Here is a 23,078-nt window from a genome sequence, read left to right as displayed (position 1 = left end):
GCCGCGGCAGACGTGGAGGAGCCCCGTACAGGGGACGGAGAGGTTTCCACACCGGCGGCGGGCCCGCCCTCGTGCCGGGCCCGGCGCTGACTACCGCGAGGTCATCGGCCGGTCGGCGTCCTCCCGATGGAGGACGAGGTGCTCGTGGAAGAGCACGCCGTCCCGGACGTCGCCGGTGGCGGTGAAGCCGGTGTCGTCGACGTAGTCGATGTGGTTGCCGGTGACGGTGTAGCTGCCGGTGTAGGCGCTCCGCCGGTTGCCACGGGCCTCGTCGTAACGGCCGTCCGGGAGAAGCTCCTGACGGATGTGGCCGTCTGCCGTCACCCACATGCCGACGAAGGGGTGCGGTGTCGCGTTCGTGTTCATGGCTCCACGGTCGCGCCCCGACGTACGCGGGACCAGGCCACGATGTTCTCAGGAACCGCGTTCCTGGGAGTCCGGCACCCACCCACGGCTCCGGCGTCCGCGACGGGCGCCGCGCTGCCGTGTCTGCGGGCGGCCGGCGGTGTGGCGGCATGCGCATCCGCGTCGGTGATCGCACCAGGCCGGGCGGTCCGGCTCACGCGACACCGCACACCCATGCCCCGGTCGAGGAACGCGGCGGCCGACGTCTCTGCGACGCCGGACCGCCGGGGCCGACCGCGGTGGCTCAGCGGGCGGCGGCCAGGGCCTCGAAGTCGGGGACCAGCGCCGCGGGCGACGGAAGGGCCTCGATCTCGGCGCGCAGGGCGACGGCCGCCTTTCGCAGACCGTCGTCGTTCAGCAGAGTGTCGAGCAGATCACCGTCCACGGCGTCGGCGGTGGCGCGCAGGGCGAAGCCCGACGCCTCGGCCACGGCGGCGTTCTCGAAGTGGTCGGCGCCCTGCGGAAGGATCAGTTGCGGGGTGCCGACGGATGCGGCCGTCATCATCGTCCCCGAACCGCCGTGGTGGATGATGGCGTCGGAGGCTTCCAGCAACTGGGCGAGCGGAACCCACGGCAGCGGCCGTACGTTCGGCGGCAGCGTGCCGAGCGGCGCGAGGTCGGCGCCGCCGATGGCGAGCAGGAACTCCGCGTCGACCGCCGCCGCGTGCTCGATCAGCCGGACGATGGACCGTACGCCGTCCATCTCCGTCAACACCGTGCCGAGCGTGACCGCGACCCGCCGCCGTTCTCCGCCCCGGCCACCGGCCAGGTCCGCCGGGACCACGCCGGCGCCGTTGAACGGGACGTATCGGACTCGCCAGCCGGTGCCGTCGCCGCCGAGCGAGGCCGGCACCACGTCGAGGACGGTACGGTCGGCCGGTGCGGTCACTCCGTGGGCCCGGTAGTCGTCGGCCAACTCGGCAGCCATCAGACCGGCCGGCGCCGGCCCGGATGTGACACCGAAGTTGTGCACCACGGTGGGGATCCCCAGCGCCGCCGCGACGAGCGGGGCGCCGGCATGGAACGCGTCGTGCACGAGGATGTCCGGGCGCCACGCCTCGGCCAGCCGCAGCAGACCGGGGACCGCGGTCCTGCCGTGCCGGACGAAGCCGCGCACCGCGATCCGCATCCTCTCCTCCCGGGGCTGCCCCTCGTCCACGTACGGGACGGGGCCGTCGAACTCCTGGCGGAAGGCGTCCATGAGCGTCGATCCGTCACCCACCTCGACCGCGGGAAGCCCGGCCGGCCGCAACAGGTCGACCGGAGGCAAGGCACCGAACAGGACGTCGTGCCCGGCCGAACGCAGCGCCTGGGCGGTGGGAATCATCGGGAAAAGGTGACCGGCCTGACCAGGGCCGGCGAACAACACTCGCACCGTGGTGTGCTCCTCGCTCAACTCGCCCGTATACGCCTTCGTATAGGTACTCCGAGGACGAGAATGCCACGGGGAGGGGAAGTACCTGCGCGAGGCCGGCCTCATCCGGCAGCACGACGCCGGCACTCTTCGCGTCAACACACTGCGCAAGGACGACCTCGACCGGCGCTTCCCCCACCTGATGGACCTGGTCATCAAAGAAGGCGCCGACCACCTGATCCTCGCAGCGGACACCGAAAGTACCTGACGCCCACTCAGCGTGGTGGCGCATTCCGCCTTCGGCCGCGGACCGGTCGGCGCCCCTTCCGCACACCGGTCCGCCGGCCTGGCGGCGCAGTGGTGCGCTACGGAGTGTTCAGGGTGTACCGGACGGTCTGGGCCTGGATGGCCCCGTCCCGAAAGACGAACGTGTCCACACCGTCATCCACCCTGGCCGTGGGACCGGCAGCCGACCACTCCAGGAGGAGGACGCCGTCGGCGAACTGCGGCTTCAAGTCCCAGTCGGCATCGGGGAGATCGGCCAGGAGCCTGCCGATACCCCGCTTGACCCCTTCCCGACCCCGCAGGATGCCGTCCGGGGTGATGAGGACGGCGTCCTGCGCGTAGTTGCCACTGATGAGGTCCAGGTCGCCGGTGCCGAGCCGGCGGCCGTGGTCCTCGAAGATCTCCTGGGGTGTACGAGTCATCATCGTGCTCCTGCTCTGCTTCACTCTCCGGACATTGCGCTTGCGCAAGCGCAATAGACTCTACAGCAATATTTGCAGGCGCTAGGTAATATTCGGCCGAGGCAGCCGCCATCGACCCGAGGACCTGGTGGAGCGCAAGCCGTTCACGCCCCGCAGCACGTGACAGTCGTCGGCCTCGGCATCAAAAGGGCGGCGCGGGCGCAGTCGACGCGATCGCGTTCAGCGACCGACGCGCCGCCCGGCTCACGTGTCGTAGTGGCGGACGTCGTCGCGGTATTCGCGCGCCCGCGCCTGGACCAGCGGGGGCAGTTCACCGGCGGCCAGGTCCGCGAACGTGGTCTTCTCCAGCACCTGTCGCAGACTCGTCCGCACCGCGCGCCACACATCCGGGAGCACGGCCGCCGCTCCCGGGTACTCCAGACCGCTCAGGCCCACGTCGCGCACATTGGCCAGCGGGCCGTCCACCGCGCGGATCGCGTCGGCGAGGGTGATCTCCTTCGCCGGACGCGCCAGAAGGTATCCCCCCTCCGGGCCCCGCACGCTGCGCACCAGGTGAGCCAAGCGCAGCTCTCGCAGGATGCCGAAGAGGAAACGCAAGGGAATGTCCTGGCGGGTCGCCACCTGCTCGGCAGTCAGAGGAGAGCCCTCCGCAGCCGCCAATTCGGCCATCGCACGGACGGCGTAGTCCGACTTGGCTGTGATCCGCACCACGGCAACGTATCACGCACGTCCGGGTCACCGGCCGGGCCCCATACCACCGACTCGGGCGCGGAACCAGTGTCGGCAAGAGGTCCTCAGTGTTTTCTCACCAGTTCACATTGTTTATTGAATTGGTGAACTTAGTTGAGTACGGTACCGCGTGCGTGAGCGTCACATCCATCTACGGCCTCCAGGGCCGCACGGCGGGCGAGCCCACCGCGCACCCGCGCGGGGGCGCACACGGAGCATCCGTTCCGGCTCGGCCGTCGGCTCCGGGGAGGGCAGGAGGCATCACATGGCATCGCCAGGGCCGTGTACACCGTCAGAGCCGGGTAAGAAGATCATCGCCGTGGTGGGGGCGGGTGCCGCCGGTGCGCTGGTGGCGATCCAGCTCTGCGAGACCGCCGCACGCCGCCGAATACCCTTTGAACTCCTGCTGATCGACCCGGCCCCGGAGGCAGGTCGCGGCACCGCCTATTCCACCCTCGATCCGCGCCACCGCCTCAATGTGCCCGCGGGAAACATGAGTTGTTACCCCGACGATCCGGCGCACTTCGTGCGGTGGCTGTGCCACCACGGTGAACCGGGCGTGCGGAGCACCGACTTCGCGGAGCGCTACCGCTACGGCGCCTACCTCGCCGACACCCTCGGACGAGCCATCATGGCGGCGCAGGGTGTCGTCACCGTCCGCCGGCTGCGCACCCGGGCCACCGGCTGCAACTGGACCACCAGCCCCGGCGGGGAGACGTCGGCCCGGCTGGAACTCGCCGACGGGCGCACCGTCGTCGCCCATCGCGTGGTGCTGGCGACCGGACCCACAGGCGCGAGCGCCGAGTGGGCGCCGCCGGGCCTGCGCGGCAACGACCGCTTCATCGCCGACCCTTGGGCGCCGGGCGCGCTGGAGGCCGCGCTGCGTCCGGGGCGCAAGGAGGACGTACTCCTCGTGGGTACGGGGCTGACCTCGGTGGACATCGCCCTGCTGCTCGACCGTCCCGGCCGCGCGGTGCACGCCGTGTCCCGTGGCGGAAGGCTGCCGCAGGCGCACGCGGTGAACCCGCTGCCCGCCGCCGCGTGCGAGACGCCGCTCCACGGCCTGTCCCTGACCGGGCTGCGGGCCGCGGTACGCCGGCACATCGGCGGAGTCATGCGTACCCACGGCGACTGGCGGCCCGCGGTGGACGGGCTGCGTCCGGTCACGACCGAGATATGGGCAGCGATGTCCGCCATGGAACGAACCGAGTTCGTGAAGCGGGACGGTTCCCTGTGGAACACCCACCGCCACCGCATGCCCCCGGCCACCGCGGAGGCGGTGGGGCGCATGCGCCGCACCCGGCGGATGCGGACGTACCAGGGGCAGCTCACTTCCGCATCGGTGCGGCCCGACGGGTCGTTGACGGTCTCCCTCACCACCGGCGACGGCCCGCGAACGCTGTCCGTGGGCTGGGTGGTGGACTGTACGGGGCCGGGCCTGCGGCTGTCCGACACGGCCGACCCGCTGTGGCGAAGCCTGCTCGACCAGGGCGCCGCGGTGCTCGGCCCGCTGAACATGGGGGTCTCCACCGACCACGGACGGCTGCGGGGTGCCGACGGCCGCGCCACGCGCGCCCTGTGGACCCTCGGCGCTCCCCGGCGCGGCGAGTTGTGGGAGACGACCGCCATCCCGGAGATCCGTGTACAGGCCGCCGCCGTCGCCGAGGACGCCCTCGGCCCGTGGACCGCCCCCGCCCCCGCCTTCACCACCGCCGGCGGCCGCGCCCGGCGCCCAACGCGTCGGCCCGCGGACGCCTCGGGTTTCCCGCTCAGCACCCACGCGGCCGCAGCGGCCGCCTACCGCCTGGGAACGGACCGGCTGCTGAAGGTCCGGGCCGGGGCCCCGCAGGCGTTCCGCCGCGCCGCGGCGCTCGACCCCGGATTCGCCCTCGCCCACGCGGCGCTCGCGCTCGTCGGGCATGAGTGCGGGGCGGATGTCGACGTCTCGCGCGCACTGGCCGACGCCCGGCGCGCGGTGCGCGAGCGGGCCGACGACTACGAACGCTCCTTCGTGGACGTCGTCTCCCGCCGTGTCCTGCACACGCCCGCGGACGGTGACGCCGCCCTGCTGCGCCACTTGGAGGACTACCCGGGTGATGTGCTGGCGCTCGCCGTCGCGGTGCCCACCATCGCCTTCTCCGGTCTGAGCGATCTCGACGGCACCGCGGCGCTCCGCGTGCTCGAGCGGACCGCTCCGGCCCACGGGGGCAGGTGGTTCCACACCTCGCTGCTCGCGTTCATGCGCCAGGAGGAGGGGCGTTACGACGAAGCCGGGGCCCTGGCCACGCAGGCCCTGGCCGACGAACCCGCCTCCGGGCACGCGATGCACGCGCTGGCCCATGTGCACTACGAGCGCGGCGACCACGAGGCGGGCCGTGAGCGACTCGAGCGATGGCTGGCCCATCAGGGCCGGGGCGGGACACACCGGGCGCACTTCTCCTGGCACGCCGCCCTGCACGAACTCGCCCTCGGGGACAAGGCGGCGGTCCGCCGCCGGTGGGCGGAGCAGCTGTCTCCCGGGAAGGTGCACGGGGTCCGTGCGCTGGTCGACTCCGGTTCCCTACTGTGGCGGGCCCGGCTGGCGGGCGCGTGGCAGGGCCCGTTCCCGATCGGCGACATCCTGGACACGGCTCCCTCGGACGTCCTGGAGCGTCCGGCCAACGCGTTCGTCGCCCTGCACGCCGCCATCGCCTTCACGGCCGCGGGCGACCTGCCGGGGCTGCGGCGACTGCGGGTCCACGCCCTGCGCGCGGACGAGGTGCAACGGAGCGTCATCGCCCCGTTGTGCGTGGCGTTCGAAGACATCCTCGAAGAGCACTGGACCGAGGCGGCACAGGGATTGGAGCGCCTCCTGCCGCGGCTCCCGAGCGTCGGCGGCAGCGCCGCGCAGCGCGAGATCGTCGAGGAGACCCTGCTGTACGCACTCGTCTCCGCCGACCGCTACGACGCGGCCCGGGATCGTCTGGAAGAGCGGCTGGACCGGCGTTCCTCCCCCCAGGACCGGCGACGGCTGGCCGCCCTCTCGCTCTGACCACCGGGCGACCCGGCCCCGGAGCCGTCCGATGTCCCCGGTGCCCCGCGCCGTCGCGCGGGCACCGGGGCCCGACGCCGGGCCGGGCCCCCTGCCGCCATCGACACGCACGCCGCCGCGTGTCGGTCGAAGCGTCCGCGCTCCTCGACGTATGCGCTGTCCTGCCCTCTGGATCCCCGCCCCGCCGCCGGTTACCGTCCTGGGGTGTCCGACTCCGGCTTCGCTCCTCGTTCGCCCGCGTTCCTCGCCGATCCCTACCCGGCCTACGCCGAGCTGCGGGGCCGTGGCCGGGTGCTCTACTACGAGCCGAGTGATCAGTGGCTCGTGCCGCACCACGCGGACGTGTCGGCGTTGTTGCGGGACCGGCGGCTCGGACGTTCTTACGAACACCGCTTCACGCACGAGGAGTTCGGGAAGAGCGCCCCTGAGCCCGGCCATGAGCCGTTCCACGAGCTGAACGACCACGGGATGCTGGAGCTGGAACCGCCGGACCACACCCGTATCCGGCGTCTGGTGTCGAAGGCGTTCACCGCGCGTACGGTCGAACGGCTCAAGCCGTATGTACGGCGGCTGGCGGCCGAGTTGGCGGGCCGGCTCGTGGAGCAGGGCGGGGGTGATCTGCTGACGGCCGTCGCCGAGCCGCTGCCGGTCGCCGTCATCGCCGAAATGCTGGGTGTCCCCGAGGCGGACCGGCCGTTGCTGCGACCGTGGTCGGCGGCGATCTGCGCGATGTACGAGCTGAACCCGCGGGAGGAGACGGCCCGCCGCGCGGTCACCGCGTCGCGGGAATTCTCCGCGTATCTGCGTGAACTCATCGCCGTACGGCGGGAGAAGCCCGGCGAGGACCTGATCTCGGGGCTGATCGCCGCCGTCGACGGGGGCGAGAAGCTGACCGGGGCGGAAATGGTCGCCACTTGCGCGCTGCTGCTCAACGCCGGACACGAGGCGACGGTCAACGCCACGGTCAACGGCTGGCACGCGCTGTTCCGTCATCCCGGGCAGCTCGCCGCACTGCGTGCGGACCGGGCCCTGCTGCCCACGGCTGTCGAGGAGTTGCTGCGCTTCGACACACCGCTCCAGCTGTTCGAACGGTGGGTCCTCGACGAGATCGAGATCGGTGGGACGACCGTCCCGCGCGGATCCGAGGTCGCCCTGCTCTTCGGCTCCGCCAACCACGATCCGTCGGCCTTCGCCACCCCGGACGTCCTGGATCTGGCCCGCCGCGACAACCCGCACATCTCCTTCAGCGCGGGCATCCACTACTGCATCGGTGCCCCACTGGCCCGTATCGAACTGACCGCGTCCATGGAAGCGCTGCTGGACCTGGCCCCGGGGCTGAGCCCGGCCGCCGAGCCGGTCCGCAAACCGAACTTCGTGATCCGGGGGCTGGAAGCACTGCCGGTCGTGGTGTGAGAGGGAATGGATCCGTGTCCGCCCTCCAGCGGGACCCTCGTAACGGAGGTCCCCCGGCGCGGGAGGCCGGGAGGCCGGAGGCTCCGCGGGTGTACGCGGCCCACGCGGCGACCGCCGTCAGCGCCACCCGGCCCAGCGCGGCACACGGTTTCCGTACAGCACAGCTTTCCGGCCCGCGTCGGCTTGCCCTGGAGCGCGCTCCCATTCGTAGCCTCCGACGCATGAACACAGAACAGCACAGGCTCGGATCCGGATTCGGCGCCCGGTCCACGACAGACGACGTCCTGCACGGCATCGACCTCTCCGGGAAGCTCGCGATCGTCACCGGCGGCCACTCGGGCCTCGGCCTGGAGACCACCCGCGCGCTGGCCGGCGCCGGAGCGCGGGTGGTCGTACCGGCACGGCGGCGCGCGGCCGCCCAGGAGGCGGTCGACGGTATCGACGGCGTGGAGGTGGACGACCTCGACCTCGCCGATCTGGGCAGCGTGCGCTCCTTCGCCGAGCGGTTCCTCGCCTCGGAGCGCGATGTCGACCTGCTCATCAACAACGCGGGCATCATGGCCTGCCCCGAGACCCGTGTCGGCGCCGGGCTGGAGGCACAGTTCGCCACCAACCACCTCGGCCATTACGCACTCGCCAACCGGCTCTGGCCGGCGCTCGCGCGCGGCGGGGCCCGCGTCGTCTCGGTGTCCTCCAACGGCCACCAGCTCTCCGGCATCCGCTGGGACGATGTCCAGTTCGAGCGTGGCTACGACAAGTGGCAGGCCTACGGCCAGGCGAAGACGGCCAACGCGCTGTTCGCCGTACAACTCGACGCGCTCGGCCGGGATTCCGGAGTCCGGGCCTTCTCGCTGCATCCCGGTGTCATCCTCACCTCCCTGGGCCGCCATGTGCCCAGGGAGGAGATGATCGCCGCCGGCTGGATCGACGAGAACGGCAACCCGATGGACCCCACGATCAAGACGCCCGCACAGGGCGCCGCGACCCATGTCTGGGCGGCGACCTCCCCACATCTGGCGGGCAGGGGCGGTGTCTACTGCGAGGACTGCGACATCGCGGAACGCACCACGGGCGACGCCGTGTTGACGAGCGGCGTGCGCGACTGGGCGACCGACCCCGAAGAGGCCGCCCGTCTGTGGGCGCTCTCCGCCCAGCTCACCGGCGTCGACGCCTTCAGCACCACCACCTGACCCGACCGGCCCAACCGGCTGTCCCACCCGATCCCCCGCCATCACCATCTGGTACGGGTCACCGAGGCGCGGGCGAGGGCCAGGTGCGCCGTTTGGGGCGGGGGCGGTCGTAGCTGCCCGCACGGCTCGTGCGAAGGCGCAGCGCCACCAGCGACTCGGCGAGCTTGACGGCCGCGGCGACGCCGTCGACGACCGGCATGCCCAGCCGGTCCCCCAGGGTGCGCTGGAGCCCGGTCATGCCCGCGCAGCCGAGCACGAGCACCTCGGCGCCCGCGTCCCGGGCACGCTCGGCGGCGGCGAGGAATGCCCGCGTGGTGCGCTCCTCGTCGCCGAGGTCCAGTACCCCGAGGCCGGTGCCGACCACGGCGGCGCAGTGCGCGGCGACGCCGGCGGTGTGCAGGCTGTCCTCGATCTGGCCGCGGGTCCGGTCGAGGGTGGTGACCACCCCGTACCGCCGCCCCAGCAGACAGGCCAGGTGGGCGGCGGCCTCCGTGATGTCGACGACGGGCACGTCGAGGAGTTCGCGGGCACCCTCGCGGCCGTGCTCGCCGAACCCGGCCATGACCACGGCGTCGTACGGCTCCTGGTATCGGTGCAAGGCCTCGAGGACGGCCGCCGCGGACAGATGGCTGTCGAGCCAGCCCTCCGCGGATTCGGGCCCCCAGGTGGGGGTGAGTCCGATGACGGTGGTGTCCGCGCCGGCCGCCGCTCGGGCGCCCCGTACGATCTCGTCGGTCATGGCGCGGGTCGTGTTGCAGTTGGTGACGACGATCCGCACCCCGATCAGGCCTCCGCCGTTTCGTCGGCGACGGCCTGGGTTTCGTCGGCGAGGGCCTGCGCGCGTTCGGCCCGGCAGAGTGCCGAGTAGAGGGCGGCGGCCGCGACCGTGCCGATGAACCACGAGTACGGCGCGATGTCACCGAAGTACGGTACGAGCGCGAACATGGCGGCGACGAGGGCCGTCGGCAGGAACGCCCAGAGGGCCTTGGGGTTGAAGCCCTTGCGGTAGTAGTAGCGGGACTCCGGCCGTGCGTCGAAGAGCTGGCCGACGTCGACGCGGCCACGCTTCACCCAGTAGTAGTCGACGATGATCACGCCGAACAGCGGGCCGAGGAAGGCGCCGAGACCACCGAGGAAGTAGTTGACGACATCGGGGTTGGAGTAGAGGTTCCAGGGGGTGACGAGCAGCGCGGCGACCGTGCTGATCATTCCGCCGGTCCTGAAGGTGATCTTCTGCGGCCAGACATTGGCCAGGTCGTACGCGGGTGAGACGAAGTTGGCGACGATGTTGACGCCCATGGTGGCGATGGCGAAGGTGAGTGCGCCCAGCACCAGTACCCATGTGTTGCCGACCTTCGCGACAAGCAGGGCGGGGTCGGTGATCGCCTCCCCGAAGACCTCGATGGACCCGGCCGTGACGATAACGGAAACGATGACGAACGCCGTCGAGTTGATGGGCAGGCCCCAGAAGTTGCCGCGTTTGACGGTGCGGTAGTCGGGCGCGAAGCGTGAGAAGTCGCAGAAGTTGAGCATGAGCGTCCCGTAGGTCGCGAGAATCAGACCGATCGCGCCGAACCACTGGCGGAACTGCTCCCCGGTGGAGACCGGGTTCGGCGTGGACGTGAGCGATATCGTCCAGCCGGCCTTGGAGAGGATCCACACGGCGAGCACGATCATCACCAGCCAGATCGCTGGACCGCAGAAGTCCTGGAACTTGCGGACCGATTCCATGCCGCGGCTGATGATGAGCGCCTGGACGACCCAGAGAACGAGGAACGAGGTCCAGCCGAGGGCGTCGAGTCCGAGGAAGGAGTGCTCCGTCCAGGAGACCAGGTCCGGTATCGCCGCGAGCAGCATCACATTGACGGCGACGGAAGCCAGATAGGTCTGTATTCCGTACCACATGATGGCGATGACGGCGCGGATCAGGGCGGGGATGTTGGCGCCCCAGACACCGAAGCTGATGCGGCTGACCACGGGGAAGGGGACGCCGTGCCGTTGGCCGACGCGGCCCATCAGGTTCATCCCGGCGTAGATGAGGACGAAGCCGACGAGGAGGGAGGTGAATATCTGCCAGACGTTCATGCCGAGCACCAGGAGCCCGGCGGCGAAGGTGTAGTTGCCGAGGTTGTGGACGTCGGACATCCACAGCGCGAAGAGGTCGAAGACCTTCCATTTACGCGTGGTGGCGGGAGCCAGGTCTTCGTTGGTGAGCCGGGGATCGGGAGCGGACACGGTGGTGCCGACGGCTTCGGCACGGTCTGCGAGGGACACGGAGGAGCCTCCCGGTGAGGGGACGGAGAACGGCGCGCTCGGGCGGGGCGGTTGTACGGCACGGCTCGGCGGCACGCCGAGTTTGTTTGGTATACCAAGCGCGCAATCATGCTCCGCCTTCCGAGCACCGCACGCCATGTCCCGGCCGTTACGGCTCGGTAAAACACCCGCCGAGTCGGGGATCATGGGAGACATGACCACCGCCGAACCTCTGGGGGCCGTACGCGAGCGCGTGCTCGCCACACTGCGGCAGGACATCATCGCCGGGCTGCTGCGCCCCGGTGACCGGCTCGTCGAACGCGAACTCGCCGACCGCTTCGGGGTTTCCCGGGTCCCGGTGCGCGAGGCCATCCGGGCGCTGGTCGCCGAAGGCTTCGTCCTGTTCGAGACCCCGCGCCGTACGGTGGTGCGCCGGCTCACCCCCGCCGACGTCAATGAACTCTTCGAACTCCGTGAGGCCTTGGAGGTCTACGCCGCCGGACTGGCCGCCGCCCGTGCGGACCGTGACAGCCTCGCCGAGCTGGCGGAACTGCTCGATCACGCGGCGACCGCCACCCGGACCCGGGACGCCGAGCGGATCACCGATATCAACACCCGCTTCCACGACCGCGTCCTGGCCATGGCGGGCAACAGTCTGCTCATCTCCGTCATGGAACCGGTCGAAGGGCGGCTGCGCTGGCTCAACCGGCGCAACGAACAGTGGCCCAGACTCCTCGACGAGCACCGGGCGCTGTACGAGGCCATCGCCTCCGGCGACGCCGAGCGGGCGCGCGCGAGCGCCCTGGCGCACGTACGGGCCAACCACCGCGCCACCTTCCGCCGGCTCTTCGGCGAGGACATGCCTCTGCCGTGAAGGACGCAAGGGTGGCGCGGGCGCCTCGGTTTGCCGTACCGGCAAAGAATCTTGTCCCGGAGCTGCCCACCGGCGAATGATCACCGTGTGCCCGCCGCGAGGCCGCGGGCACCGGTCGCGGCCTCGCGCGTACGGGTGGACAGTTGGCCCGCCGCCGCACACCACCGGCACGACCGCCGTTGGGATCATCGAGGAGGATCCATGTCCGAGTCCACGCCTTCGCCTGGGCCCACGCCTTCGTCCGGGCACCCCGAGGCGGACCGAGCACGGGCGTCCGCCCCGGCACTGAATGTGAAGCACCGGCTGGTGGAGGTTCCCGGTGGCCGTATCCATGTGGCGGAACAGGGCACAGGCCCCCTGGTCCTCCTGGTCCACGGCTTTCCCGAGTCCTGGTACTCGTGGCGCCACCAGCTCCCGGCGATAGCGGCGGCGGGCTTTCGCGCGGTGGCCATCGACGTGCGCGGCTACGGACGTTCGTCGAAGCCCCGCGAGGTGGAGGCGTACCGGATGCTGGCGCATGTCGCCGACAACGTGGGAGTCGTGCGGGCCCTCGGCGAACGGACCGCGACGATCGTGGGGCACGACTGGGGCTCCCCCATCGCCGCCAACTCGGCGCTGCTGCGGCCCGACGTCTTCACCGGCGTGGCGCTGCTCAGCGTCCCTTACACACCCAGGGGCGGCCCACGGCCGACCGAGGCGTTCGCCCACGCCGGAGGAGCCGAGGAGTTCTACGTCGGCTACTTCCAGGAACCCGGCCGTGCCGAGGCGGAGATCGAGCCCGATGTCCGCGCGTGGCTCGCGGGGTTCTACGCCGGGATCTCGGGCGACGCGCCCCCGCCGCCCGACAACGGCAGCGTTTTCACCGTCCCGGCGGGTGGGAGACTCTCCGACCGTTTCCCCCGCGAGGTCCTCCCCTCCTGGCTCTCCGAGGCCGATCTCGACTTCTACGCCGAGGAGTTCGAGCGGACGGGACTGGCGGGAGCGCTCAACCGCTACCGCAACGTGGACCGGGACTGGGAGGATCTCGCCGCGTGGGACGGGACACCCCTCACCCAGCGCTCGCTGTTCATCGGCGGGGACCGCGACGCCTCCACCACATGGATGGCCGACGCCATCAAGAACTATCCGACCACCCTGCCCGGCCTGGTCTCCTCGCACATCCTCGAAGGCTGCGGGCACTGGATCCAGCAGGAGCGCCCCGACGAGGTCAACCGGCTCCTGGCCGACTGGCTCCGGGCGTAGCACTCGTCTTCGAAGGGCGCCGTCGGCGTAGGTCCGAGAGGATCCGCCCGGCATGCTGTTACATCTCCCGGAGCGGAATGATCTCTTCGTCCCGGGAGGCGGCGCCGTGCCCGACAACCCCCCTGCCCCTGCGCCCGCGCGCCCCGGCCGGTTCGCCGGACCGTTGCAGCGGCTGCTGTTCGGCGGCGTGTACGGCACGGTGCTCGCCAGTGTGCTCGCGGCGGCCCTGGGGCACGACGGCGGAGCGCAGGATCCCGGGTACGACGCGGTGTGGGTGCTGCTGGCGGCGGTGGCGTCGGCCGCCGCGCACGGCTATGCCCATGCCATCGTCCACCAGACCGCCGACAGCGCTCGCGTCATGGCCGCCACCGTACGGTCGGTACTGACCGAATGGCCGCTGGTGGCCGCCGTGCTCCCGACCGTGGCGCTGCTGCTCGGCGCGTACGCGGGGTGGTGGGACGAGGACACGGCGATCGATGTCGCCCTGACCCTCAACACGGTGGCGCTGTTCGGTTGGGGGTTGTGGGCGTCGCGCGTCGCGGGACGGGGCTGGGCGGCGTCCTGCCGGGCCGGTGGCGTGGACGTGCTCCTCGGGCTGTGCATCGTGGGAGCGAACGTGCTGAGCAAGTGACCACCGCCCGGCCTGGCAGGCCGGGCGGCGATCCGGCTTGTCAGCGCGGCAGGGTGGTGGAGTCGACGAAGGCCGGGACGGCCGTCTGGGGCTGATTGTGCGCCGGGCCGTCCAGCGGGTCCCAGTCGCCGGTGTGCCAGACGTTCTGCATGAAGGCCGACGGCTTGTGCGGGATGCGCGCGGTCGGCCCGCTGTAGTCCCACAGGGTGATCCGGTTGCCGCTGTTGTCGTAGCTCCAGAAGGTCACCCGGTCCGCCTGCCAGTCGAACATGAAGGTACGGAACTGGGTCGAGGAGTCGAAGCCGGGCACGGGCGTGACGCTCGCGGGGCTGTTCTCCCCGGCCTGCTCGGGCCGGCAGTCGCCGCCCAGCTGTTCGACGTAGCAGTTGTACAGCACCCTGCCGGTGCGCATGTCGATCGCGCGGGAGATCTTCCGTACCGCGGCGTTGGCGTCGTTGTAGTCGGTCCACAGCGTGAGCCAGACGACGTTGGGCTGCGCGCAGAGCACCTCGACGTCGATCTCGTCGTTGTCCGGCAGGCCGTTGCCGTTGGCGTCCGAGTGGTCGGTGGAGTACGTGAACGTACCGGTGACCACTCCCACCCGGCCCAGCCCGGTGCAGTCCGCCGTCTTGATGCGGGTGCCGTAGGTGCCGTACTGATAGGTGGCGCTGTTGCTGGAGATTTCCACACCGTTGCCGGGGCCGGTACCGGGGCGGGCGTTGAGCCGGAGTTCGAGCGCCTTGCCGTCGTTGGCTCCGGTCACGGACACGTTCCGCGCCGTGCCGCCGGAGGCCGATGTCTGGCGGAAGTACGGCGAGCTTCCCGTCCATTCCTCGGTCACCGGGGCGGCCACGGCGGAGGAGGCGCCCAGGACGAGGGTCATCACGGCGGCGGCCAGTGGGGTGGCGCGAACGAGCCATTTGGCGGGCCGGTGTCTCGCGGGCGTCCGCCTCGGACGGCTGATGTCCCACATGGTTCTGTTCCCCTTCACACCGTTCACACGGTTACGACGGCTGAGAGTGCCTGAGCGTGCTTGAGAGCGCTCTCAATATTGCGTTTCGTAACGTACATGTCAACGGCGGAAGTCGGCCGTACGAGCCGCCCACCCCACCGCGTCAGCAGCTCGACGGGCCCCATCTTTTTCCTGCTTGTAACACGGAGCACTTCTCCGGAAATTCTCTTCCGTCCATAGTGGCGCTGGTCGGAAAAGATCTTCCGCATGACAGAACCTTTGACTGGAGGAGTAACTGTGCCGCAGGTGGCCCCATCTCTGGCCCGGCGCGCTGCCAGGCTGCTGCGTATCTCGCTGTTCACGCAGGTCGTCTGCGCCCTTGTGCTCGGAATCACGGTGGGCCGGCTGTGGCCGGACGTCGGGACGGCCGTTCAGCCGCTCGGCGACGGCTTCATCCGGCTCATCAAGGCGATGATCGCCCCGCTCGTCTTCTGCGTCGTCGTGGCGGGCATCGCCAAAGCCGGTGACCTCAAGGCGTTCGGGCGGATCGGTCTCAAGGCGCTGATCTGGTTCGAGGTGGCCACCACACTGGCGCTGCTCGTCGGGCTGCTGGCCGCCAACCTGACCAGCCCCGGCACGGGCATGCATGTCGACCCGGCCTCGCTCGACGCCTCCGCGGTGGAGGGCAAGACCGAGGGCGGCCAGCTGCCGTCGACGACGCAGTTCATCCTGGATGCCCTGCCGGACAGCGCCATCGGCGCCTTCGCGGAGAACTCACTGCTCCAGGTCCTGGTGCTGGCCTGCCTGGTCGGCGCGGCCGTGCTGCACCTGGGGAAGACGAAGGTGCCGGCCATCCTCCCGGCCATCGAGCAGGCGCAGGAGGTCGTCTTCGCGGTCGTCGGGTTCGTCATGCGGCTCGCACCGCTCGCCGTCTTCGGCGCCGCCGCCCACCTGGTCGGCGAGTACGGCCTCGGGGCTCTGTCGACATACGGCGAACTGATCGCGGTCTGTTACGGCGTCGCGATGCTGTTCCTGGTGCTGCTGGCCGTCGCGCTCAAGGCCGTCACCGGGCTGAGCCTGTGGAAGTTCGTCCGTTACACCCGCGAGGAGTTGCTGCTCGCTCTCGGTACGGCCTCCAGCGAGACCGTCATGCCGCGCATGATGCAGAAGCTGCGGGCGGCGGGCTGCCGGGACGACGCGGTCGGGCTCGTGCTGCCCACCGGTTACTCGTTCAACCTCGACGGCGCGTCGATCTACCTCTCCATCGGCACCCTGTTCATCGCGCAGGCCGTCGACGTGCATCTGAGCATCGGACAGCAGATCACGGTGGTGCTCGTGCTGATGCTCACCAGCAAGGGCATGGCGGGGGTGCCCGGTTCGGCGTTCCTCGCACTGTCCGCGACGGCCTCGGCGCTCGGCGTCATCCCGGCCGGAGCGGTCGCCCTGCTGCTCGGTGTGGACCGGATCATGGACTCGATGCGGGTCGTCACCAACCTGCTCGGCAACTGTGTCGCGGTCTTCGCCGTCTCGCGGTGGGAAGGCGCGCTGGACACGGCGAAGGCCAAGCGGGTGCTCGCCGGGCACGAGGACTCCGACACCCCCGAACCGCCCGCGACTCCCGCCGCCGGACAGCCTGCCGCCCTCACGAAGTCCGCCGGCGCCGAGACGCCCCCGGAGCCGGCCTCCGTGTCCGGCGATCGCTGAACGGCCGACGGCCGTATGTTCCCCGGGCATTGGGCGGGGAAACACTCCGTATACGACCCCGCGCCGGGTGCCACCTTCGGCACCTGGCGCGGGGTCGCTCACGTCCGGTACGAGCGCGATCCCGCGCGCGTCACCGTGCTTGCTCTTCCTTGTCGTCGTGGCGTGGCCATGGGTGCCGCAGCCGGATCCAGACGTCCCGGGCCCGGCGCCTGGCCTCGACGCGGCTGTCCGCGACCAGCGCCTGCGCCTGTTCGGTGCTCTCCACCATCGGGCCAGATCCCCGCAGCGGCTTGCCGGCCGTCTCGTGCAGGAAGAACGTGGCGATGAAGCCGATGACCCCCGCGGCCATCAGGTAGTACGCGGGAACCATCTCACTGCCGGTCAACTCCACCAGGCCGGAGACGAACAGCGGTGTCGTGCCGCCGAAGAGGGACACGGAGATGTTGAAGGAGATCGACAGGGCCCCGTAGCGCAGCCGGGTGGGGAAGAGCGCGGGCAGGGTGGACGCCGACGTACCGGCGAAGCACACCAGCAGCAGTCCGAGGATCAGACAGCCGAAGGCGGGCAGCAGGATGCCACCGGCCCGGATGAGGAGGACAGCGGGCACGGCCAGCACGACCAGCGCGACGCTGCCCGCCATGAAGACCGGCCGACGGCCCCAGCGGTCGGACGTACGGCCCACGACCGTGATGGTGAGCGCCACCACGATCATCGTGCCGAGTACCAGCAACTGGGCGGTGAGCGCGTCCTGGCCGAGGGTCTCGGTCATGAAGGTGGGCAGGTACGAGGTCACCATGTAGTTGGTGACGTTGTAGAGCAGCACCAGGCCCATGCAGATCAGCACGGCCTCCCAGTGCCGGGTGAAGATCTCCTTCAGCCGGCCCTGGCCGGACTGCCGGGCCGCCTCCGTCGGGTCCTCGTCGCCGCCGCTCTCTTCCGCCTCGCGCCGGGCCTGTTCGGCCTCCCGCTGGAAGGCCGGGGTCTCCTCCAGCCGTAGCCGCATGTACAGGCCGATCAGGCCCAGCGGCCCGGCGATCAGGAAGGGAATCCGCCAGCCCCAGTCCACCATGCCGTCCTCGCCGAGGGCGGCCGTGAGTACGGTGACGATGCCCGAGCCGAGCGAATAGCCGACGAAGGTGCCGAAGTCGAGCCAACTGCCCAGGAATCCGCGCCGCTTGTCCGGTGCGTACTCGGCGATGTACGTGGTGGCGCCGGCGTATTCACCGCCGGTGGAGAAGCCCTGTACGAGACGGCAGACCAGCAACAGGACGGGCGCGGCGAAGCCGATGGTGGCGTAGCCCGGCAGGAAACCGACGGCGAAGGTGCTGATCGCCATCATGATCATGGTGGCGGCGAGTACGCGTTTACGGCCGATACGGTCGCCGAGCGGGCCGAATACCAGTCCGCCGAGCGGCCGGACGAGGAATGCCGCGGCGAAGGTGGCGAAAGCGGATACGACCTGGGTCGCGGGCGAACTCGACGGGAAGAAGACTTCTCCGAGGGTGCCTGCCAGATAGGCGTATACGCCGAAGTCGAACCACTCCATGGTGTTGCCCAGCGCTGCGGCGGACACCGCCCGGCGCACTTCGGGCTTGTCTGTGATCGTCACATCCTCGGCGCTCAGCGACTGTTTGCGCCGCCGTACCAGGATGCGGAGCAGACGGTCGCTCGCGGTATTGCCTCCGACGCCTTGCGGCCTGCCCCTTCGTGGGGCCGAGCGCTTCCGGGGTCCAGTCCTCATTTCATCCCGTCCGCAGGGCGGAATTGGCGTGACGCATTATTCCCCTGCCTGATCCATATCGACGTGAACAGTGCCGGGAACCGCGTGTCGGTCCCGGCCGGCGGTTCGCATACCCAGGCGGGATTGCGCTATTCCCCGCCCTGGATCGGTCAGCCGTCAGGGCTGGTCGCCGAGGTGTTCCGGCGACTGCTCCACGGTCCCGGAATGCGCGCGCGGAAATTCCCCGGAAGGCGTTCCTGGGCGGCCCTGTCCGGGATTTACCGTCTGTTGAGGTTCCCTTTGATGTGCGGCGACCGGTGGGCCGGGCCGGCGAGCGGTGCGGAACCTCATAAGTGCCGAGCGCGGACCCTCATAAGTGCCGAGCGGTGCATTACCTCATGAGGGCGCAGCAGTTCAGGGGTTTCCCGAATGGCCCGCTCAGGTCTCGCTGTCGGGCAGCATTCCGCTGGCCCGCGCGATGGCTTCGACCTCTGCCGTGTCGCTGTCGCGCCGGCCCGCCCGCGCGTCGAGCTGTTCACGCATCGCGCGCAGCCGCTCGGGGTCGGCGGCCACGTCGGCGGGCACCAGCGTCAGCGCCCCGCTGGTGTGTTCACCGTCGCCCAGGTCGGCGACGACGTGGTCGGCCCGGTCTTCGTGGCCGGGCTCCAGGGCTCCGATCAGCCCCATGAGCGTGAGCATCTCGCGCTTCACCTCGGTGGTGAACAACTCCTTCTCGTCATCGTCCATCCGCACGCGGATCGTGCCGCCGCCGTGCTCGGCCCACATGCGGATGATGTCCATGAGGAGCGTGTACTGGGCCGCCGGCATACGGGCCTTGAGCGTTTCGATGTAGAGGTTGAGCCGCAGGCGCGGTACGTCGTGGTCGCCTTCTTCATCACTCATGATGCCTCCCGGGCCAATCGTCTCACCGGGCGCGGCGGGGCGGCCGACGGCGCGGGCCCGGTACGGCCCGGCGATGTCCGGGGGCGTACCGGGCCTGGGCGGTTGAGGCGCCGTCAGCGGGGTGTCCGACGGATTCGGCTCACTGCGGCGCCAGTTGGATCGCGCCCGCCGGGCAGAGGAGCGCGGCCTCCCGTACCCGCTCGTGCAGTGCGGCCGGCGGCCGCTCGGTGAGGACGAACGCGATTCCGTCGTCGTCGCGCTGATCGAACACCTCGGGGGCCGTGAGGACGCACTGGCCCGCTCCACAGCACTTGTCCTGATCCAGGTCGACGCGCACGATTCCCCTCCCCTCGTCGGCGGTCACCAGGCCACCGGGAGCGCGTGGACTCCGTACACGAGCATGTCGTCCCGGAAACGGATGTCCTCGAAGGGCACGGTGAGCCGCAGCTCCGGCAGGCGGCGGATGACTGTTTCCAGGGCCACTTGCAGCTCGACACGGGCGAGGGGCTGGCCGAGACACTGATGGACGCCGAAGCCGAACGCGACGTGGCGGCGCGCGTCGCGTTCCACGTCGAGGTCCGCCCCGGCGGGGAAGACGTCCTCGTCCCGGTTGGCCACGTTGATGACGCACAGCACCCCCTCCCCCGCGCGGATGGTCCGGCCGCCCACGGTGATGTCCTCGGTGACCGCGCGGGGCAGCCCGGTGTGCACGATGCTCAGGTAGCGCAGCAGTTCCTCCACCGCGCCCTTGATCAGCGAGGGGTCTTCCCGCAGCCGGGCCAGCTGGTCCGGTTCGCGCAGCAGGCTGAGCACCGACAGGGCGGTCATGTTCGCGGTGGTCTCATGTCCGGCGATCAGCAACAGCCGCCCCATGGAAGCCGCGTCGGCGGCGCTGAGCTCACCCCGGGCCATCAGCCGGCCGATGATGCCGTCGTCCGGTTCGCGTTCCTTCTCCTTCGCCAGCCGGCTGAGATACTCGCCGAGGTCGTCCATGGCCTCGCTCATCTCCTCCGGCGCCGAACGCTCGTCCAACAGGACCTGGCTGCGCGCCTGGAAGTACGCGTGGTCCTCGTAGGGCACGCCCAGCAACCGGCAGATCACCAGGGACGGCAGCGGCAGCGCGAACTCCGACACCAGGTCCGCTGAGCTGCGGCCCTCGGTCATACGGTCCAGCAGGTCGTCGGTGATGCGCTGGATCTCGGGGCGCATCGCTTCGATCCTCTTGACCATGAAGTCGGCGGTGAGCATGCGGCGCAGCCGGGCATGGGCCGGGTCGTCCATCCTGATGAAGCTGCCCGGCCCCGAAAGCGCCGCGACCTTCTTGCGGCCGGCGCTGAGGAAGGGGAATCCGGGCCGGGTGGCGTCGGAACTGATCCTCGCATCACCCAGGACCGCCCGGACGTCCTCGTAACGGGTGATCAGCCAGCACTGGGAGCCGTCCCACAGCGTCACCCGGGTGATGGGGGACTCCTCGCGTGCCTGCTCGTAGGCAGGCGGCGGGGCGAAGGGGCAACTGCCGCGAGTGGCGGGCGCGTTGAGGTGCGGGGTGTGTTCGGTGACGGTCACCGGAGGGTCTCCTTCGCGCTTGACGGCGGGCGAGGTTCCACGGGAGAGGGCCAGCCGGGCGGACGGGAGTGGCTGGGCACACGAGTTACCTAACAAAAGCAATTAACTCACCGTCACGCTAACTCGCTCTGCGTGGGGATGGAAGGGGAGACAAGGGACGATTCCACATTGGCTGAATGCCGACCGCTGCCGCCCGCACACGCGTGCGTGGCGTTTGCCGTTACGGTCCCGCCTCACCGGCCCGGACAGCCCTCGCCCCGTGCGAGGCTGTTCCCATGTCACAACATTTGATCTCCGTGGTGGGCAGCAGTCCTGGCGTGGGCAAGTCGACCCTCTGCGACGAGCTGGCGCGCTGGATCGGCGAGAGCGGGGCCCTCGTCGACCACTTCCGGGAGGCGGACATCCTCACCCGTGCCGCATTCCGCGCCGTGGCCGGGGAGTTCTCGGGCGGCAGTGGCAGTGTGCGGCCCCGGACGCTGGTGGACGCCACCCGGATCTACGCCGAACAGACCCGTGCGGACGGTGTGGATGTGGTGGTGGCGGACGCCCTGCTGCCGTACATCCCGTCCCTGATGGCCTGGGGACACGACGAAACGGCGATCGCCCGGGTCGTACACGAGGTGGCGGAGGCCGTCGAGCCGACCCGGGTGACCGTGGTGTATCTGCGGGACGACCCGGAGACCGCGCTGCGCCGCGCGGTCGAGCGGGAAGGCCCGTCGTGGGCGGACTGGTACGTCGGCAGGCTGAGCGGCTCCCCCGGGACATATACCGTCACGGATCTGGCGTCGGCGGCCGACCATCTGCGCCGCGAAACGGAGCTGAGCCTGCGTCTGCTGGCGACGACACCGTGGAACGTGGTGGTCGTGGACGTCGGCGGGCGCGATGCCGCGCGGACAGCGCTGCACGTCCGGGAACGGTTGCGGGGCCCGCTGGCGGACGTGCTCTGAACAACGCCCTTCCTGCTGGAGGGAGTTGACCGGCCGCTGTCGAGGTGTGCCCCGGGCTCCGGATGGCATGCGGGGGCCGGGGAGTTCCGCGCTCCGGCGCCCCCGCACGGCGCCGTCCGGCTACTTGGCGTACAGCAGCGTGCCGTAGCCCAGTTGGTCGAAGCCGCCGCTGGTCGAACCGTAGTCCCCGCCGCCGCCCTCGGGACGGCCGAGTTCGGCCATGGCGGTGATGTACGGGACGGACAGGCCGCGGCGGCGCGCGTAGTGGTAGTGCAGCATGTCCCATACAGGCCGTGTCTGGCCCCGGCTCGCGGAGGAGAGGGCGGTGTGTTCGTTGTACGCGCAGTTCTGGCCGCTGCCCCAGGTGTACTTGGTGAACGGGACGTCCTGGCCGAGGTTGTACGTGGCGACGTACTGGGCGGCCTTCATGAAGCGGTTGCCGTCGTAGCCGTACAGGTCGTCACCCTGGTTCCAGGCCATCTCGCAGATCGCGCCCAGCTGGCCCATGCCCATCATGGTGTGCCCCTGGTCCCGGCCGGACTCCTGCCACTGGGCAAGTCCCTGGTCGTCGTAGACGAACGGGATCGCCTTCCGGATCGCGCCGTTGCCCGCGCCGTTCTTGAAGTAGTCGACGGCCTGGTCGTACTTGGCGCCGTCGTCGCCGAGAATGCCGATGGCCATGATCGAGGCCATGTTGCACAGGTCCCAGTTGGCCCAGTAGTTGGTGATACAGGCGTCGTTGTGCTGGTTGAGGAACTGGTTGTTGAGCGGGTAGAACACGTTCACCATCATCCGCCGGAAGCGGTCGAGGTCGAACCCGGAGTAGCCGCGCATCAGTTCGGCGGCCTGGGCGAACTGCCAGCCGTAGATCCCGGCCGCGAGGAACCGGTCGGCGTTGCCGGTGACCATGGTGAGGGTGGCCGACCAGGCGTTGAGGATGTCCCGGGCCGTGTCACCGTGTGCGCCGGTCCCGCCGATCTTCCAGCGCAGCGCGTTCTGGTAGGCGGCGTGGATGTCGTTGTACAGGGTTCCGTAGTTCTCGCCGGTGCCGCCGCGGACGACCGTGGCCTGGGGCCTGGCCCTCCATCCCGATTGTGCGTGCGAGTTGGCGGTCAGCCGGTTCCAGCCGGCCAGCCAGGGGTCGTTCCCGGCGGCGACCCGTACCTTCGCCCGGTTGAGTTCACCGAAGGCGTTCAGCATGCCGGGGTGCGTGAAGACGGCGGGGGCGGCTTGGGCAGAACCGCCGAGGGCGGCCGTGGCGAGTGAGCCCACCGTCCCTGCCAGGGCGACTCCTGACGCGGCCTTCAGTATCGCGCGACGGCTCGTTCCGTGTGCACTGCTGCGGCTCATTGAGATCTTCTCTCCGATCGGGCGGGTGTCCGAGGACTCGGATCCATCGAGAGCGCGCGGTCGCTTGCCGGGAGAACGGCCGCCGTCCCTGTGCGGCTGGACGGTGT

General features: G+C 70.4%; 20 protein-coding genes. 8 read left to right on the top strand and 12 right to left on the bottom strand.

Annotated elements, in window-relative coordinates; all coding sequences use genetic code 11:
• Positions 1 to 90: 90 nt before the first annotated feature.
• The 4 genes from ACIOJD_RS16735 to ACIOJD_RS16720 all read right to left on the bottom strand — a co-directional run bounded on the left by ACIOJD_RS16735 (position 91) and on the right by ACIOJD_RS16720 (position 3,174).
• Positions 91 to 366 (bottom strand): Atu4866 domain-containing protein, encoded by a 276-nt coding sequence (locus ACIOJD_RS16735; protein WP_401913705.1) that lies wholly within the window; start codon positions 364 to 366, stop codon positions 91 to 93.
• A gap of 283 nt (positions 367 to 649) precedes the next feature.
• Complete coding sequence (locus tag ACIOJD_RS16730; RefSeq protein ID WP_401913702.1) at positions 650 to 1,732, bottom strand: glycosyltransferase; 1,083 nt, start codon at positions 1,730 to 1,732, stop codon at positions 650 to 652.
• A gap of 392 nt (positions 1,733 to 2,124) precedes the next feature.
• Positions 2,125 to 2,466 (bottom strand): nuclear transport factor 2 family protein, encoded by a 342-nt coding sequence (locus tag ACIOJD_RS16725; protein WP_401913699.1) that lies wholly within the window; start codon positions 2,464 to 2,466, stop codon positions 2,125 to 2,127.
• A 243-nt stretch (positions 2,467 to 2,709) separates the two neighbouring features.
• Complete coding sequence (locus ACIOJD_RS16720; RefSeq protein ID WP_401913696.1) at positions 2,710 to 3,174, bottom strand: RrF2 family transcriptional regulator; 465 nt, start codon at positions 3,172 to 3,174, stop codon at positions 2,710 to 2,712.
• A 286-nt stretch (positions 3,175 to 3,460) separates the two neighbouring features.
• Here ACIOJD_RS16720 and ACIOJD_RS16715 point away from each other — a divergent pair, with 286 nt between their 5' ends.
• The 3 genes from ACIOJD_RS16715 to ACIOJD_RS16705 all read left to right on the top strand — a co-directional run bounded on the left by ACIOJD_RS16715 (position 3,461) and on the right by ACIOJD_RS16705 (position 8,829).
• Positions 3,461 to 6,226 (top strand): FAD/NAD(P)-binding protein, encoded by a 2,766-nt coding sequence (locus ACIOJD_RS16715; protein WP_401913693.1) that lies wholly within the window; start codon positions 3,461 to 3,463, stop codon positions 6,224 to 6,226.
• 204 nt (positions 6,227 to 6,430) lie between these two features.
• The gene (locus ACIOJD_RS16710; protein ID WP_401913691.1) at positions 6,431 to 7,639 is read left to right on the top strand and encodes a cytochrome P450; all 1,209 of its coding nucleotides are present in this window, start codon (positions 6,431 to 6,433) and stop codon (positions 7,637 to 7,639) included.
• A 221-nt stretch (positions 7,640 to 7,860) separates the two neighbouring features.
• On the top strand, positions 7,861 to 8,829 hold the full coding sequence (locus ACIOJD_RS16705; protein WP_401913688.1) for an SDR family NAD(P)-dependent oxidoreductase: 969 nt from the start codon (positions 7,861 to 7,863) through the stop codon (positions 8,827 to 8,829).
• 58 nt (positions 8,830 to 8,887) lie between these two features.
• On the opposite strand, the gene ACIOJD_RS16700 is transcribed toward ACIOJD_RS16705, so the two are convergent.
• Both ACIOJD_RS16700 and ACIOJD_RS16695 read right to left on the bottom strand, forming a co-directional pair.
• Positions 8,888 to 9,607 (bottom strand): aspartate/glutamate racemase family protein, encoded by a 720-nt coding sequence (locus ACIOJD_RS16700; RefSeq protein ID WP_401913685.1) that lies wholly within the window; start codon positions 9,605 to 9,607, stop codon positions 8,888 to 8,890.
• A gap of 5 nt (positions 9,608 to 9,612) precedes the next feature.
• Complete coding sequence (locus tag ACIOJD_RS16695) at positions 9,613 to 11,103, bottom strand: NCS1 family nucleobase:cation symporter-1 (protein WP_401913682.1); 1,491 nt, start codon at positions 11,101 to 11,103, stop codon at positions 9,613 to 9,615.
• Between the two features lie 193 nt (positions 11,104 to 11,296).
• On the opposite strand from ACIOJD_RS16695, the gene ACIOJD_RS16690 reads away from it, so the two are divergent.
• The 3 genes from ACIOJD_RS16690 (at position 11,297) to ACIOJD_RS16680 (ending at position 13,829) form a co-directional block, all read left to right on the top strand.
• Positions 11,297 to 11,956 carry a GntR family transcriptional regulator gene (locus ACIOJD_RS16690; protein WP_401913679.1) on the top strand — a complete coding sequence of 220 codons (660 nt, stop codon included), beginning with the start codon at positions 11,297 to 11,299 and terminating at the stop codon, positions 11,954 to 11,956.
• 201 nt (positions 11,957 to 12,157) lie between these two features.
• A complete protein-coding gene (locus tag ACIOJD_RS16685) occupies positions 12,158 to 13,198 on the top strand; it encodes an alpha/beta fold hydrolase (protein ID WP_401913677.1) in 1,041 nt (346 codons plus the stop codon).
• Positions 13,199 to 13,304: 106 nt separating this feature from the next.
• A complete protein-coding gene (locus ACIOJD_RS16680; protein WP_401913674.1) occupies positions 13,305 to 13,829 on the top strand; it encodes a hypothetical protein in 525 nt (174 codons plus the stop codon).
• 40 nt (positions 13,830 to 13,869) lie between these two features.
• Here the strand turns inward: ACIOJD_RS16680 and ACIOJD_RS16675 are convergent, their stop codons facing one another.
• A complete protein-coding gene (locus tag ACIOJD_RS16675; protein WP_401913672.1) occupies positions 13,870 to 14,802 on the bottom strand; it encodes a glycoside hydrolase family 16 protein in 933 nt (310 codons plus the stop codon).
• A gap of 276 nt (positions 14,803 to 15,078) precedes the next feature.
• Here ACIOJD_RS16675 and ACIOJD_RS16670 point away from each other — a divergent pair, with 276 nt between their 5' ends.
• Positions 15,079 to 16,485 carry a cation:dicarboxylate symporter family transporter gene (locus ACIOJD_RS16670; RefSeq protein ID WP_401913670.1) on the top strand — a complete coding sequence of 469 codons (1,407 nt, stop codon included), beginning with the start codon at positions 15,079 to 15,081 and terminating at the stop codon, positions 16,483 to 16,485.
• A 130-nt stretch (positions 16,486 to 16,615) separates the two neighbouring features.
• On the opposite strand, the gene proP is transcribed toward ACIOJD_RS16670, so the two are convergent.
• The 4 genes from proP to ACIOJD_RS16650 form a co-directional block, all read right to left on the bottom strand.
• Positions 16,616 to 18,145: a glycine betaine/L-proline transporter ProP gene (gene proP / locus ACIOJD_RS16665; protein ID WP_401913939.1), complete on the bottom strand. Its 1,530-nt coding sequence runs from the start codon at positions 18,143 to 18,145 to the stop codon at positions 16,616 to 16,618.
• 498 nt (positions 18,146 to 18,643) lie between these two features.
• On the bottom strand, positions 18,644 to 19,108 hold the full coding sequence (locus ACIOJD_RS16660) for a hypothetical protein (RefSeq protein ID WP_401913668.1): 465 nt from the start codon (positions 19,106 to 19,108) through the stop codon (positions 18,644 to 18,646).
• Between the two features lie 139 nt (positions 19,109 to 19,247).
• Positions 19,248 to 19,445 (bottom strand): ferredoxin, encoded by a 198-nt coding sequence (locus ACIOJD_RS16655; RefSeq protein WP_401913665.1) that lies wholly within the window; start codon positions 19,443 to 19,445, stop codon positions 19,248 to 19,250.
• Positions 19,446 to 19,468: 23 nt separating this feature from the next.
• Positions 19,469 to 20,674 carry a cytochrome P450 gene (locus ACIOJD_RS16650; RefSeq protein ID WP_401913663.1) on the bottom strand — a complete coding sequence of 402 codons (1,206 nt, stop codon included), beginning with the start codon at positions 20,672 to 20,674 and terminating at the stop codon, positions 19,469 to 19,471.
• Positions 20,675 to 20,949: 275 nt separating this feature from the next.
• On the opposite strand from ACIOJD_RS16650, the gene ACIOJD_RS16645 reads away from it, so the two are divergent.
• Positions 20,950 to 21,621 carry a hypothetical protein gene (locus ACIOJD_RS16645; RefSeq protein WP_401913661.1) on the top strand — a complete coding sequence of 224 codons (672 nt, stop codon included), beginning with the start codon at positions 20,950 to 20,952 and terminating at the stop codon, positions 21,619 to 21,621.
• 120 nt (positions 21,622 to 21,741) lie between these two features.
• Here ACIOJD_RS16645 and ACIOJD_RS16640 read toward each other — a convergent pair whose 3' ends face one another.
• Entirely contained in the window at positions 21,742 to 22,971 is a 1,230-nt protein-coding gene (locus tag ACIOJD_RS16640; protein WP_401913658.1) for an alginate lyase family protein, read from the bottom strand.
• Positions 22,972 to 23,078 lie beyond the last annotated feature (107 nt).

Source organism: Streptomyces sp. NPDC088116 (assembly GCF_044741745.1).
Taxonomy (GTDB): domain Bacteria; phylum Actinomycetota; class Actinomycetes; order Streptomycetales; family Streptomycetaceae; genus Streptomyces.
Note: the sequence above shows the minus strand (reverse complement) of the source record. Positions and strands in the feature narration are given on the sequence as shown.

Bases quoted from the DNA above. Each gene is read 5' to 3' on its own strand.
- ACIOJD_RS16685 (WP_401913677.1), top strand. From the start codon at position 12,158: ATGTCCGAGTCCACGCCTTCGCCTGGGCCCACGCCTTCGTCCGGGCAC.
- ACIOJD_RS16735 (WP_401913705.1), bottom strand. From the start codon at position 366: ATGAACACGAACGCGACACCGCACCCCTTCGTCGGCATGTGGGTGACG.
- ACIOJD_RS16645 (WP_401913661.1), top strand. From the start codon at position 20,950: ATGTCACAACATTTGATCTCCGTGGTGGGCAGCAGTCCTGGCGTGGGC.
- ACIOJD_RS16660 (WP_401913668.1), bottom strand. From the start codon at position 19,108: ATGAGTGATGAAGAAGGCGACCACGACGTACCGCGCCTGCGGCTCAAC.
- ACIOJD_RS16715 (WP_401913693.1), top strand. From the start codon at position 3,461: ATGGCATCGCCAGGGCCGTGTACACCGTCAGAGCCGGGTAAGAAGATC.
- ACIOJD_RS16725 (WP_401913699.1), bottom strand. From the start codon at position 2,466: ATGACTCGTACACCCCAGGAGATCTTCGAGGACCACGGCCGCCGGCTC.
- ACIOJD_RS16675 (WP_401913672.1), bottom strand. From the start codon at position 14,802: ATGTGGGACATCAGCCGTCCGAGGCGGACGCCCGCGAGACACCGGCCC.
- ACIOJD_RS16705 (WP_401913688.1), top strand. From the start codon at position 7,861: ATGAACACAGAACAGCACAGGCTCGGATCCGGATTCGGCGCCCGGTCC.
- ACIOJD_RS16730 (WP_401913702.1), bottom strand. From the start codon at position 1,732: ATGATTCCCACCGCCCAGGCGCTGCGTTCGGCCGGGCACGACGTCCTG.
- ACIOJD_RS16690 (WP_401913679.1), top strand. From the start codon at position 11,297: ATGACCACCGCCGAACCTCTGGGGGCCGTACGCGAGCGCGTGCTCGCC.
- ACIOJD_RS16640 (WP_401913658.1), bottom strand. From the start codon at position 22,971: ATGAGCCGCAGCAGTGCACACGGAACGAGCCGTCGCGCGATACTGAAG.